Raw genomic sequence first — 14421 nt, forward strand, 5'->3', positions numbered from 1 at the left:
AATTCTTTAGCACACGTTTATTTTGAATTCCAAAGTTTGAATTTATAAAACAGAACACAATAAGAATACTCATAAATTGCCAATTTATAACTAAGGGGAATCGTATTTGAATATAGAATGAAAATAAACGGTGTTCATCCCCAACGGCGTTCTTTACACTCATCAAAATGACTAGCCAAATAACGTTTGTGATAGTTATCCAACAAAAAGTACCACGTAATATTTACTATGGGTCCGAGTTCAGTTTTATAACATTGGAAAGAATTTCTAATTCCAATATGTACATTTAAAATGTCTTAATATCTATAACAAAAATCAGAGAAACAGCAATTATTGACTCATTTACCATTATAAAATTTTTAGCATGAAACTCAAACTAGTTATTGTAGGAATATTGATATCCTTAACAGGATATTCTACACTAAGTGTTTTAACTGTGAATCAGAAATTAGATCTATCAGATGAATTTTCCGATTCAAAATCCCTGAAAAATTGGAAGCGTTTTTATGAAGAAGAGAAATGGCCAGATATGATGAAAAGTATTGAGATTGAAGACGGAATGCTTGTTATGGAACCCAATACAAGTGGATGGTATGCAGATTATCATGCTCCTTTTATTTTTAAGGAATTGACAGGGAATTTTACAGTAACTACAAGATTAAAAATAAGTGGTCTTAATTCGGAGGTTCCAAAAGCAACCTGGTCGCTCTCAGGAATAATGATAAGAGCACCAAGAGATATTACGCCTAAATCCTGGACCCCTAATGGTGAAAACTGGATGTTCTTGACTACTGGATTTGCGAGAGATCTGGTCCAACCAGTTTTTGAAACCAAAACGACAGTTAATAGTAAATCTAAATTGAAACTTCATCCTAATAAACTTGACTGGGTGAGCTTAAAAGCCGATAGAAAAGGCGGAGTATTTACGTTATCTTACAGGTACAATGAGAAGGACCAGTGGACCGTTATTGAGACTTTTGTGAGAAATGATTTGCCTAAGACGCTTCAGGTAGGGTTATGCTCTTACACCGACTTTTACTCTGCGGGAAAAGAATTGATGGATGATTATTACAAATATAATACTACAGTGGTTAATTATGGAAGCCCAGACCTAAGAGTCAAAGTAGATTTCTTTCGAGTTGAATAATATAATGCTCGTAAATTACTTGGCTTCCTTTAGCAATAAGCGCGACCTTGATTAAGGGTCGCGCTTATTTGTTTTTAAAATTGAATCTCGTTTACTCGACAATTAGTGTGTATTGTGGTGTTGGATTTAAGGGACAGAAGTAGACATATTCTCCTTTTTCTAAAGTTGTAATATTAGACGTTTCTTTAGAATTATTGTCTACGGCTTTTGTTACGTAAGCTGTTTTAATATGAGCCTCAGGGTTAGATTTAGGAGCTAATACAAAACCGACTTGATGGCCTACATTGTTGTTAGAAATTTCGAAAATGTAAGATCCCTCAGCAAGTGTAATGGTCTTTTGTGTAAACTCTCCTTTTGTTTGTTCTAGAGATACCACAGTTGCTTTTGTGTCTTCTTTCATCATAGCTTCTTTTTTCATGCTCTCTTGTGCATTACTTGTCAAGGTAAAACTTAAAGTTATGATTAGTATTGAAATGATTCTTTTCATGATTAAATATTTAAAAATTGTTTTATAAATTCATTTTGTTTACATTAGATTAACTAATTAATAGGTTTAAGTCATGTAGTTTTCTAAGCGAGATCGTTTGTTTGGGATTAATATGAATCTTCTCCATTTAGATAACTATACTTGAGCACGGTACCCTAAGACCGTGCTCTTCATGATTTAAAAGGACTGAACTTCTAATGGTTGTGCCACAGGAAAGTCAACAGGTACTTGTGTGGTACTGTGAATGTAATTAGAGATGGTTTTGTCACCTACCAAGGAAATGGCATCGATTAAATTAGCTTTTGTATAACCCGCGTTAAAGAAATTCTCTAAAACGACTTCATCAGTACGACCTCTATTTTCTGTAACATTTTTAGCTAATCGTGCTAAGGCATCAAGCTTTGTATTTACGGAAGAGTATCCAGCTCTTAATTCTAGGATTTGTTCATCTGTAAACCCGTTCATTTTCCCAATGGCAGTATGGGCAGAAAGACAGTAAATACATTCGTTTACCTGACTAACAGCAAGGTTAACTACCTCTTTTTCTTTTGCTGACAATGACGTTTTTGCATTGGCGAAATTTAAATAGTTTTCTAAGGCTGTATCACTATGTGCATAAGTTGCGTATAAGTTAGGGACAAACCCAAGTGCGTTATTTAGGTTATCAAAAATAGCTTGATTGTTAGCACTTACTTCTTCTCTTGTTGGTACATTAAATGTGTTCATAATTTTCAGTTTTTAGTTGTTTTTAACGATTATTTGTTTGATTTTGAATTTTCAAATTCTCCCGATAGCGATCGGAATTGATTTTTTTTGTTTGGTACAAAGTTGCAACCAAGTGAGGTCTTATAAAATGATTATTATTCCCAAATATTTGTCATTTTTTCCCTAGTTGCTAATGTGCGGTTTTTCAGCATCGCAATAGTAATCGTGAATGTATTTTCGTTCGCAATGTGTCTTTGGAATAATAGTACCTATAATGCGTTTGGGACTTTTTCTAAATATTTCAATAAGATTGAATATAGATTTGTTCTTAGGTTTCATCTTTTCATTGTTTAATATTACAGTGCAAAGATGGAAGAGAATCGTTTGTGATAAAATGAAGAATTTGCCCTTTAACTTGTCAATTTTTCCTCAACTATTGGTTTTAGTTGTTTTTTAAACTCTGAAGGTGATTGAGATGTGTATTTTTTAAATAGTCTGCTAAGGTGAGATGCATCTTCAAAGCCTACTTCGTATGCTATTTCTTTGGCAGTTTTATCGGTATAAATGAGCAATCGCTTTGCTTCTAAAATAATACGCTCATGGATTATCTGAAGAGGGCTTCTATTTAATTTGGCAAAATTGTTAGATAGTGTTTTAGGAGATTTAAATAATTGCTGTGCATAAAAAGCAACGCCATGCTCTGTTTTAAAATGTTGCTCTACCAGAAAGTTAAACGAACGCAATAAATCTACTTTACTACTTTTAGCGGTTTCGTTTAGACCTGCTTTAGCCTTTAACAAACGTGTACTTTTAATAATAAAACGCGCCATGAGCATGCGCAACATTTCGGCTTGGATATTATCTTTGGTATTAAGTTCGTCTATAAACACCTCGTGCAACAATTCAAATTTCCGCTGTTCTGCATCGTCTAAATGGATAATAGGAATATTGGAGTTGCCAAAAAAGAGAATACCAACACAACTGACTTCATGGTCATGGTCTTTAATACAATAAAATTCACGGTTAAACTGATATATTACTACATCATTAGGTTGTATAACTTGCAAATACTGAATGGGTGTAAGTGCCAAAATACTATTCGGTTTTACAGATATGGGAATACTATCTATGACCACCTCAATGGGCTGGTTCTTTGTCCAAATAAAAGTGTATAATTCGGTTTGCTTCGGTTGAATAAATTGCTCTAAAAGCCTATTACTTTCTATTTTGAAAAAGGCATTTGTGGTAAATTCTTTAAAGTGTAATTGCATGAAGCTTTGGTCTGATTTGTTATGCATTCATTACAAACAGATCAACTTTCAACAGCAGAGGTTTTGAGATTTGCCAAATATTGGTGTACTTGGCTTACGGCCATCGAACCTTCACCAACTGCAGAGGCCACACGTTTTACCGATCCTTTTCTAACATCGCCTACAGCAAAAAACCCTGGGATGTTGGTTTCTAAGGATTGTGGTTTTTCTCGTCTGTAAATAGGGCACTGCAATAAGTTTTCTGGATTTACCATAGCACCAGTATGTATAAAACCGCGCTCGTCAGTGTCAATGAGACCCTTAAGCCATTCCGTGCATGGTTTTGCACCAATAAAAGTAAACAAATTGGTTATATTCATAGGTGTTTTGGTACCATCAGCACTGGTAAGTACTACTGATTTTAGGTGATGCTCACCGTTCAATTCTGTAACCTGAGCTTGCTTATGTACAAAGGTATTGTCCGATGCTTCAATACGTTGTACCAGATAGTCGCTCATTTTTGCACCGAGGTCATTGCCTCTAATAATAACATGAACTTCCTTGGCATGGTCTGCCAAAAATAAAGCTGCTTGTCCGGCAGAATTTCCACCGCCAACAACACCGACCAATTCATTTTTGCACGACGATGCATTCATTCCAGTAGCAGAATAATACACACCGCTACCTTCATATTGCTCAATATTGGCAATAGGTAGCTGCCTATAGTTTGCACCTGTTGCTGCGATTATGGCTCGAGATTTTATGACTTTGTTGTTTGAAGCATACAAAGTATAATAATCGCCGTTATGCTCCACACGTTCTGCTTTATGGGGAATGGAAATATTGCAACCAAATTTTTGGGCCTGTACATAGGCCTTATTGGCTAAGTCTGTTCCCGAAATTCCTGTGGGAAAACCAAGATAATTTTCAATCTTCGAACTTTTACCTGCTTGCCCGCCAGGAGCATTACTATCTATGGTAACCACTGAAAGCCCTTCAGATGCTGCATAAACACTAGCTGCCAATCCTGCTGGACCAGCTCCAATAACCAATAAATCAAATACTTCATCACCAAAATCCATTAAAACACCTGTATATTCAGCGAGTCGATCTAGAGTAGGTTCTTTGCAGATATCGCCTTCACTACTAATGAATAAGGGTAAATCCGCTTCGGAGAGATTAAAGGTCTCTAGTAACTCCAAAGCTTCCTCAGAGGTTTCGGTATCTAGAAAGTTATACCATATATGATTTTTTTCCATAAAATCCCTAAGCTGATAGGTGTCTTTTGATAGACCAGAACCTATTAATTTCATACCACCCACAAAATCGTTGAGCATGGTCTCTTGGCGCTGAATAAAAGCACTTAATAAGATATCACTGATGTCGCTATATTTGGCAATCGCTTCTTTCAACTTGTTTGGCTTTATGCGCAAAACTGTTGTGCCTGCTGCTGCGTAACCATTAAATTGAGCACTACGATTTGATAGCATACTGCTGTCGCCCGTAAACTCATTTTTTTTGTGGGTGACAACAATAGCATCGTTATTATATCGGTTTTTAACACAGATTTCACCGTCTAAGATCACGTAAAAATCATATTGTAAATCGCCTATTGCAAAGACAACGGTTTCTTTTTCAAAATGCTCTATGATACCATAAGGTTTGAGATATTCTATTTGGCGTTGTGTTAATTCTGGGAATCTTGGATCTGTCATTGGGAATTTTAATAAGTATTAATCAATTTATGTTCATAACACCATAACCATTTTTCTTTTGGTTCTGCAGAAGCGATCACATGATGTTGGGTAGCCATGGCATGCTTACTAGCGTGTTGGTTGGGCGAACTATCGCAACAAAGTGTAATGCCACAGGTTTGGCAAGTCCTTAAATGCACCCAAGTACCTCCAGTAGTTATACAGGTTTCACATTCATAGGTTTTTGGCTCTTTTACTGTGGTAATCGCTTTAAGATGCTCGCAAGACTTTTGCTTAAATGCCATAGCTATCGTTAGATTTTACGAGTCTTAAAGTTACTAAATTTTAACGGGTTGATCTTTAATATAGATGAAAAAGAGTTTAGGCTTAAGCCACTTTTTTCAATAGATCAAAGCAAGGACATTTTCTGCAACGCTTGTGTTCTGCTTTTTTATATTTTTTACAGCATTTAGACTTCACTTTACCAAGACTATCTAAACCCGATGACTGAAGAACTTTGATGCGCTCTTTTTTAAGTTTTTTGTCTTTCTTTTTTTTGCCCATAGCTATTGAAACAATGGCGCAAAAGTAACTATTTTTATTTATTCTAAATAAACTTTAACATTTGCAGAATAAAAAAACTGGTAACAGTGCATACTAATTACCAGTTCTCATAATTATTATTAAAATTTACTCGCTTGGAGTTTCAACTGCTGAGTTTACAGTTAGTTGTTGTATATCCCTGTCAAACAAATAGAGACCACCTTTGTCGTCGCCAATCATATTTACTTTGTCAAGAATAGTACGTGCAGTTGCTTCTTCTTCAATTTGTTCAGCAACGTACCACTGTAAGAAATTGTGGGTAGCATAGTCTTTTTCTTCGAGCGATATGTGTACAAGTTCATTGATGCTTTCAGAAACAAAAATTTCGTGTGCCAATAATTTTTCAAACATTTCCCGAAAGGAATTGAACGTTACATTGGGTGCATTGAGTTCTGAGATATGTGCGTGTCCACCACGTTCATTAACAAACTTTACCAGTTTAAGCATATGTTCTCTTTCCTCATCCGATTGGTCGTACATAAAGTTAGAGATACCTTCAAGGCCCTTTACTTCTGCCCAGACCGCCATGGCTAAGTACACTTGGGATGATTCGGCTTCTATTCTTATTTGCTTATTTAATGCAGATTCTATTGTTTTTGATAACATAATTTCAATTTTTTACAAAAATAATGACTAAATCCTTAAAATAGAGTTAATAAAAGCTATAGTAGCCTATTCATATTTAATCTAATTTGAAGTAGTTTTAGAGTACTAACACCAGAAAAATTTGGATTTTAGGTAAATATTATGGCATATTTGCAATGCAAATGATAAAAACAATAGTACATAGAGCACCAAAATCACTGGCATGTCAGTGGGATTATCGTGGAAATAGTATTGAATTATTTCAACGGTCAAGGACGTTATGTAACTATTTGTAATATTTTACCGGCAATAGATTAAGTAGAAAATCATAAATAGATTGAAAAGCGTCCAAAAATAAGGACGCTTTTTTTGTATACAACAGATCATTTGAGTGTGAATAGGAAACGTATGATCATGAAAAACCAAATATGAAGTAAAAAAATTACAAATAATTTGAAACGAGATTTTAAAATATAAAATAATAGCCTTTGAAGATTAAGCATTTGAAAAACAGAAGCTTGCGTTAAACCTTCAATAATCTGCATCATGCGGACAGGAGTTTCTATATCTTGAATTTTATATAACTATTTGATAATCAATAAATTAAATTAAATTTTTATTTGTTTTTTTAAAAATTGTTTTCATCTTTGCACCGCAGAAGTGAATAAACCATCTGCAAATATTTAATAATAACAAAAACGAAGAAGTCATGCTAACGTACATAGTAGCATTTAATCATTTTAGTGATGGCCTAGGGTCATTTGAGAGGCTTCGGTATTATTTGTAGAATTACTTTCCAAATAAGTGTCCGAAGCAAAACCAACTGTTTCGGATTTTATATTTCTAAGCATTAGTATTTAATAGATCTGAACAGTTTTAAGAGCATCAGTAAGAATATGGTGTATTTAAAACAGTATTAACATGCTGAACACAAGTTTAGCACAACTAATAATATGATGGAAAACAATTTATATAACACCTATTTGTTTAGAGCTATTGAAGCCTATCCATGGGAATTGGAAAAAGCGGTTGAAGCCTTGAATTACGCTTTGGCTTATGACCCAGAGAATGTAAAAGCTTTGCACTTAATGGCAAAAGTGCACTATGAACAATTAGGTGATTACGAAACGGCTAAAAGTTATTTTGAGCGTGCTTTGGCTAGCAACATAGCGTCACCAGATATCTACCCAGATTATGTTAGAGTATTGATTAACAATGAGGATTTTGAAGAAGCTCAAAAGTTGATCGACTTTGCTAAAACATTGAAGGGTGTTGGTAAGGCAAGTATTGCCTTGACTCAAGGGCAATTGTTTGAAAGCTTATTTAAATATGAAGAGGCAGAAAAAGTCCTTAAAGAGGCAAAGCAATTGGCTTTGAATGATGACTTCATCAGTTTTGTTGACGCCATGCTTTCTCGAATTAAAAAAAAGAGACAAGCAAAAGCAAATGAGACCAAAGTCGTCGAAAATGAAGCTAAGAAGGAAACTGAAAAGCAACAAAAAAGTTGGTTTCAGAATAGGTTAAATAATTTATTGTAATTAAAAAGAAAGGAGAACTATAACCAAGGCAAAAACAGCTTTGCCTTGGTTTACCAAGATGACTATAGTGTAATGGCTCGCACGAGAGGTATATCCTCTAAGATCAAGTTCGAATCTTGATAGACATTGAAGTAAGAACATTTAAGCATTCAGATTCCAGGCTGATTGTTTTAAATGACGGTCATTGACATATTATGAAATCCATACGTTGGATTTCATAACAAATAAAAATCATCATGCTTTAATTTCGATTAAAGGTTGATGGGGCGGCTTATCGTCCTTAGATAAACTTGGTAACAAGGATAAATCTGCTTGTAGACACTACAGGTGGAGACTGTTTTCTTATGAAAATAGTGCAGGTAAGCAAGCAACAAACATAAATTATAATGCGCCAGGGGCGACCGCTGAGGCCGAGTTAGAATTTATAGCCAAAAGGTTGGAGGCTTGAGATGGAGACATCAATAGGAAAAGTTGTAGTAATAGGTTACGTATAGGTCATCCAGCCTTGCGGAGCTTGTTGCAGTATAAAAGGTGCCCGGCCAGAAATGGTTCGGTAGCTTAACGTACCGCATGTTGGGAAACATGCATGGAGAAGGTTGGTATTTTGTAGGCAAAAATCTACGAAGCCATTTCCGAAGCCCTTCTCCTAGGTCAAGACAGTTTATGTCTGGGTTCGAGTCCCAGTATTCTAACAGGATGGATATAGTTCAATTGGTAGAACACTTTGCAAAAGACTTCGGGCATTGTAGCAGCTAGTAGTTGCCTAAACCCATTGCAAGATATGGGGCAGTAGAGGCCGCAAACCTTTACTGTGTGGTGAACATTCTAATAGGCCGCCTCCAGGGAGAGGACGTCTATGAATGGTGAGGGAGCCAACCCTTGTAATTGCAAAGCGTGGCCTTAGAGCCACTATGCAAGCCAAGTCTAAGTTGCCGAACAGCTACAGTGTATAAGGCATCGGATAAGTACGCGATTCTCTAGCAATGGGATGAGCGTGGAAAACTAAGGAAGGGCTACGGCTATAATCTTAGGAAAGCTTATTCTAAAGCGGAGGTATTCTCAGAACGCTTTTTTAAAATATACACCTTTTTAGCAAAAAGAGAAACATTTTTTCAATAGATGTTTCGTTTCGAAATGCATAGCATTCACGAGCACATTTGTTAAAATTATCGCGAGTAATCTGATAAGAGGTGCAAATATAGTAAGATATCAAGCTGGTCTTGTTGAGTGTTTCTGTATGGCACTATTGTGTAAAACATTGCAGTGATGTATCATGGTTTTATATACAACTAGACTTGAAGGTTTGTCTGTTAACCAAATAACAGTCCCGACTCTATAGGTCGTGGGTTCGATTCCCACTCTCATTTCGTTTGAGATAGTTCAGTAGGTCAGAACAATAGATTGTTTTGTTACCGGTTCGAATCCGGTCATTAGCTCGAGAGAAATCTCGCTGGCTTTTGTAACTCAATTGGTAGAGTAGACACTGCACTTAAAATGCAGCTTTAGGGCAGAGAATGTCCACCAAAGCTTATCATCTTGTAAAACTGATAGCCGCAGTCTGTCACACTGCTCCATAAAAAATGACAAAATAGTAGATTGTAGATTGGCTTTAGATTTCTGCGTCAGCAGGAATGACAAATTATAGGCAATCTGAGATGTACCTTGAATTTCTGATTTGTAATCTCATAAAGTGATTACTGTATTGATTAAAGGTCGAAAGCAAGACCAAAACTTGTGAGCTTTTATCTGGCAATTAATACACTAAACATGGTAGAGTTTACTATCAGCTGTTCCGTACGGATGAGATGATTTGCAATCTACTATTTTATAAAAATGAATTTTAAAAATGAAGATAAACTTCAAATTTTATTGAGCTCGTCAGTACGATTTTGAAGCTGGTAATCCGTCCGTTACATGTATTACCAATTCGCCTTAATTGGCAAAAAATGATGTTTAATTAAAAATTAAGAACAATGTTACGAGTAAGAATTAATGTTGGAAAAGTAGGCTTAGTATTCAAAGGAGGCGATTACGTAAAGGTAATTACTCAAGGAGTACACTGGCTAGGGTTCAAGCAACGCGTATTAACGTATGATTTGGGAACCATGTTTATAGCACCAGTAGCATTAGAGATCTTATTAAAAGATGAGGTTTTGGCTAACATGCTAGATGTTGTTGAGGTAAAGGACGGCGAATTGGTACTACTCTACGAAAAGGGCAACTTTAAGTCTGTTCTATCAGCAGGACGCTATGTGTACTGGAAAGGTTTAATTGAGCGCAAATATGTTCGCGTAGATTTGAGCAAGATCTATATAACAGAAAACCTAGACAAGTCCTTATTTAGTAATTACGAGATTAGTAAGTACATCAGAACATTTGAGGTTGCAGCTTATGAAAAAGCAGTACTTTTAGTTGATGATGTTTATACAAAAACTTTAGAAGGCGGTACATACCGTTTTTGGAGAAATGATACGTCTATTAAGATTGCTAAAGTTGATTTACGTCAGTTACAATTAGAAATTGCAGGTCAGGAATTGTTAACTAAAGATAAGGCTGCTATTAGAATTAACTTTTACACACAGTACAAAGTTATCGATGTAGAAAAAGCACTTTTAGATAACAAGGATTACGAAAAGCAATTGTACATTACTATGCAATTAGTATTGCGTGCTTATATTGGTGCCTACACTTTAGATGAATTGCTAGAACGTAAAGACAATATTGCCGAGGTTGTATTTAAAGATGTGAAAGCAAGTGCCTCTAAGTTGGGTGTTACCGTTCTAAACTGCGGTATAAGAGATGTAATTTTAACTGGTGAAATGAAAGATATCATGAACCAAGTTTTAGTTGCACAAAAGAAAGCGCAAGCTAATGTAATTATGAGACGTGAGGAAACAGCTTCTACTCGTAGTTTGTTAAACACAGCAAAGTTGATGGAGGAGAATGCCATGTTGTACAAACTAAAAGAGATGGAGTATGTTGAAAAAATCGCTGAAAAAATTGGTGAAATCACAGTCTCTGGTAATGGAAATATGGTAACACAATTAAAGGAGATTTTCTCTGGGAAATAGTGGTGTAAATAAAAGCGCAAGTGACTCACTTGCGCTTTTTGATTAAAAGAAGATCTCTTGTGCCAAACGAAACGTATTGGCATGTGCATCGACTATAGTTTTTATATCTGGTGAATAGCCTCCTCCCATACTACACATCACAGGAATACCAAGGTCTTTACAAGTTTGAAGTACATAACGGTCACGGTCTTTACAGCCTTCTATGGTCATGCCAAGCTTTCCTAATTTATCGGAAGCAATAACATCAACCCCACATAGATAGTAGATAAAATCTGGTCGCTGTTCATCTATGAGCTTAGGCAAAGTTTCCTTTAGAATTTTGAGATAAGCTTCATTATCTGTATTATTTTCTAAAGCGATATCCAGATCGCTCAGTTCCTTTTTAAAGGGATAATTGCTTTTGCCATGCATGGAAAATGTAAAAACGGAGTCGTCATTCTTAAAAATCTCAGCGGTACCATTACCTTGGTGTACATCCAAATCTACAATTAGCACCTTAGCCACCAAGTCTTTGTTTTGTAAATAGCGTGCGCCAATGGCTTGATCATTGAGTAAACAAAAGGCTTCACCACGATTGGTATAGGCATGGTGTGTGCCTCCGGCTATATTCATGGCTATACCATGTTTTAGGGCAAACATTGAAGCTTTCATGGTGCCATCTGCGATAATAACTTCGCGTTCTACCAAAACTTCGCTCAACGGAAATCCGATTTTTCGAGCGGCACGTTGATCTAAAGTAATGTTAACTAGATCATAGTAATACTCCGGTTCATGAACTGCTAATAAGTATTTATCATTAGGCTTATTAGGCTCAAAAAAATTATCAAGGCTGCAAGTCCCTTCATGAAGTAATTGCTCGGGCAACAGCTCATACTTTTCCATGGGGAAACGATGGCCTTGAGGAAGAGGGTGTTTATAGATAGGGTGAAATGCTACTTTTAGCATGCACTAATAGGCAAATTTTTGTCTAATTTAAGGATATTGATTTTTCCTCAAAAACAAATGCCCCATCATTTGCTATACCCTCGATAAAAAGTGATATTGGCACATCTTGCTCTGGTATATTGAACTTGATTTTGCCAGACACATCTAAGGAAAGATTAGGCTTCCAATCTATAGTTCCGTATTGTTTGTAGAAATCATCACCATAATATCTATATTTTGGAGCATAGAACTTTTTCTTTTTGCTAAACGTCAATGGAAATTTATACTCTTTAGATGTTTCTTTTTGAAAACGTGGATGAGACAAATCCTTACTGTATATTTTAACGAAGCCATTGGGACTTCTCATGCCATCTCCTAATCCCCATCGATTGATTTCAATATAATCGATGTTAAAAAGAAAATATCTAACTAATATACCGGTATCAATTAATAACGCATCATCAAAAAACATATTTGCGGGTCCATTGACGCCTGTTGGAAAGCTTGCCGTAAAGGTGCCTTTCTCTTCATCTACGATCATACCTCTAGATTCAAGAAAAGTACTGAGAAAAGTATGCGAATTGTCCATTTGCTCATCTACGACAAAAACCCTCCCAAAACTTCTAGCACGTAATGCGTTTTGTCGTTCTAACTTTCGATCAATCTTGCCTTTCAAAACGACTTCGTCTAAAAGTTGAATATTTTTTGAGGATTTAACGATAAGGTTTCCTCCAAGAAAATTATCAATTTTCTCTTCTGTTATCACATCAACAACTTGCATACCGATATCATTAGTATTTAATTTAGGGATAACCCTCGGAAAGAATTGAAGGTAATATGATGGCACATCCAATTTATTATCATTAGAAACCTTAGAGATATTTAACGTATTATCCTCTTTTGGGAACAAGCTTTCGAGCAGATGGCTAGTTTGGCCTAGTTCTGATTCAGAAACCATAAAATTGCTATCATCATTAATATAATACATTAGATAGTTTGGTTTTCCATCTTTGGAGAGATCTTTTGAGGGAAAATTTGCTTTTACTGTAATGCCCCGTTCAAACGGATGAGGATAAGTGTTAGGATTATTAAAGATATTGTTCCAATCGTAGCTACTCCAACCTTGCGTTATAAGTAGGTTATCGAGTTCCATTTTTTTCTCCTCATTAATATCTGTGAAGTAATATTTTGCTTGTTCTATAGGTCCTTTAACATAAGGTTTAAGGTATGTATGCGATATTATGTTGTGCTGGTGGCCATAAGATGCTGTTTTCTGTGGTAAAACGGACACACTGATATTATTGAAAAGGCTTGGGTCAATTTGATTAATATTAAGTTCTATTTCAATAGAATCCTGAACTTGTCTAGCTACAACCTTTTGTGGTTTAATAGTTTGAATACCGTTGTAGTTAAAAAGTAAGCGCTCTACAATAGGCTGTTTATTTTCATTAAACAAAGTAAACATGTTTATTCCAGCAGGTAAGGTATTAAGATCAAACATTTTTATAATAGTGGTTTCATCCTTAAAAACCACATCAATAATATCAATTTCCTTACCATTGTGTAATGCTAAAGCATAAGGTTTATCTTTTATTTGTGCTAAACTTTCATTATTGGTTATTAATGTAACTATGGCTTTATTTCTATGGCTAACTACAGAGAGTGTTACACCTAAAGGTTCTACTTTTTGATTGAGTCCCATATGGTGTTCTTTGTCGTCGTGATTTATCTCAATTGTGTAACTATTGTTAGATTCCGCCATTAGTAAAAACCGTCCAATGCCAAGGTGATTTACTTTGAACTCAGTAATAAGTTGATTGTTTTTATCCATTACTTTTCCTGTGGCATTAGCAATACCAAGACCATTAGAATCTTTAAGAACTACACCCACACTATTAACTACATTATGGAGTAAATGACCCCCTTCCGGCAAAAACTGGGCGTCGATTTTTTCGTTAGCCGGAGTAACATTAGTATCATTTTTGATATTCGGCTCAACAATTTTTATGGGTTCAATAAAAGCACCCTGTCCGTTAAAATTCCGTATCCAATTGGTATAGGCCTTGATGGTATAGTTGCCAAGGGCATAAGTTGAATCTATAGTGATGACATTGGAGGCCACACCATCTTCTACCTTTAAAAGTGCCTGTTCCACTATATTATTGTTCTCATCTTCTAGGCTAACATAGAGATTGGTAGTAATAAGTGACGGTTTTTTGGATTGCTTATTGAATACATATGCTGTAAAACCAATATCTTCTCCTTTGACGTATGTTGATTTATTAAGGTGTAGATAGACCACTTCCCTAGGGGCTTCTGTGTAACTCTTATAATTAGCAATAATGTCTTTTTCTTGGGAATAAATGATACAAGAGCTAAAGAAGAAAATCAACAAAAAATGTTTAAGCCTCTTAGCG

At 35.6% G+C, this 14421-nt stretch carries 12 protein-coding genes; 3 read left to right on the forward strand and 9 right to left on the reverse strand.

Features of this window, described 5'->3' with window-relative positions; all coding sequences use genetic code 11:
• Positions 1-364: 364 nt before the first annotated feature.
• Positions 365-1147: a hypothetical protein gene (locus tag Q0972_RS05600; RefSeq protein WP_299363613.1), complete on the forward strand. Its 783-nt coding sequence runs from the start codon at positions 365-367 to the stop codon at positions 1145-1147.
• Between the two features lie 91 nt (positions 1148-1238).
• Here the strand turns inward: Q0972_RS05600 and Q0972_RS05605 are convergent, their stop codons facing one another.
• From Q0972_RS05605 to Q0972_RS05635, 7 genes are all read right to left on the reverse strand, one after another.
• Positions 1239-1634 (reverse strand): cupredoxin domain-containing protein, encoded by a 396-nt coding sequence (locus Q0972_RS05605; protein ID WP_299363616.1) that lies wholly within the window; start codon positions 1632-1634, stop codon positions 1239-1241.
• A 177-nt stretch (positions 1635-1811) separates the two neighbouring features.
• On the reverse strand, positions 1812-2360 hold the full coding sequence (locus Q0972_RS05610) for a carboxymuconolactone decarboxylase family protein (protein WP_299363617.1): 549 nt from the start codon (positions 2358-2360) through the stop codon (positions 1812-1814).
• A gap of 162 nt (positions 2361-2522) precedes the next feature.
• Positions 2523-2678 (reverse strand): hypothetical protein, encoded by a 156-nt coding sequence (locus Q0972_RS05615; protein ID WP_299363620.1) that lies wholly within the window; start codon positions 2676-2678, stop codon positions 2523-2525.
• 71 nt (positions 2679-2749) lie between these two features.
• Complete coding sequence (locus tag Q0972_RS05620) at positions 2750-3610, reverse strand: helix-turn-helix domain-containing protein (RefSeq protein WP_299363622.1); 861 nt, start codon at positions 3608-3610, stop codon at positions 2750-2752.
• A 41-nt stretch (positions 3611-3651) separates the two neighbouring features.
• Positions 3652-5304: a cyclic nucleotide-binding domain-containing thioredoxin-disulfide reductase gene (locus Q0972_RS05625; protein WP_299363624.1), complete on the reverse strand. Its 1653-nt coding sequence runs from the start codon at positions 5302-5304 to the stop codon at positions 3652-3654.
• 8 nt (positions 5305-5312) lie between these two features.
• On the reverse strand, positions 5313-5588 hold the full coding sequence (locus Q0972_RS05630) for a UBP-type zinc finger domain-containing protein (protein ID WP_299363626.1): 276 nt from the start codon (positions 5586-5588) through the stop codon (positions 5313-5315).
• Positions 5589-5973: 385 nt separating this feature from the next.
• On the reverse strand, positions 5974-6492 hold the full coding sequence (locus Q0972_RS05635) for a ferritin (RefSeq protein WP_299363628.1): 519 nt from the start codon (positions 6490-6492) through the stop codon (positions 5974-5976).
• 932 nt (positions 6493-7424) lie between these two features.
• Here Q0972_RS05635 and Q0972_RS05640 point away from each other — a divergent pair.
• Both Q0972_RS05640 and Q0972_RS05645 read left to right on the forward strand, forming a co-directional pair.
• Positions 7425-8009 (forward strand): tetratricopeptide repeat protein, encoded by a 585-nt coding sequence (locus Q0972_RS05640; RefSeq protein WP_299363630.1) that lies wholly within the window; start codon positions 7425-7427, stop codon positions 8007-8009.
• Positions 8010-9982: 1973 nt separating this feature from the next.
• Positions 9983-11080, forward strand: a complete 1098-nt coding sequence (locus tag Q0972_RS05645; protein WP_299363632.1) for a slipin family protein — start codon at positions 9983-9985, stop codon at positions 11078-11080.
• Between the two features lie 42 nt (positions 11081-11122).
• On the opposite strand, the gene Q0972_RS05650 is transcribed toward Q0972_RS05645, so the two are convergent.
• Together Q0972_RS05650 and Q0972_RS05655 are read right to left on the reverse strand one after the other, a co-directional pair.
• A complete protein-coding gene (locus Q0972_RS05650; protein ID WP_299363634.1) occupies positions 11123-12025 on the reverse strand; it encodes a histone deacetylase in 903 nt (300 codons plus the stop codon).
• Between the two features lie 22 nt (positions 12026-12047).
• The coding region (locus Q0972_RS05655) for a hypothetical protein (RefSeq protein ID WP_299363635.1) at positions 12048-14421 on the reverse strand (2374 nt) is incomplete at its 5' end.

This window comes from Winogradskyella sp. (assembly GCF_028282165.1).
Classification (GTDB): Bacteria; Bacteroidota; Bacteroidia; order Flavobacteriales; family Flavobacteriaceae; genus Winogradskyella.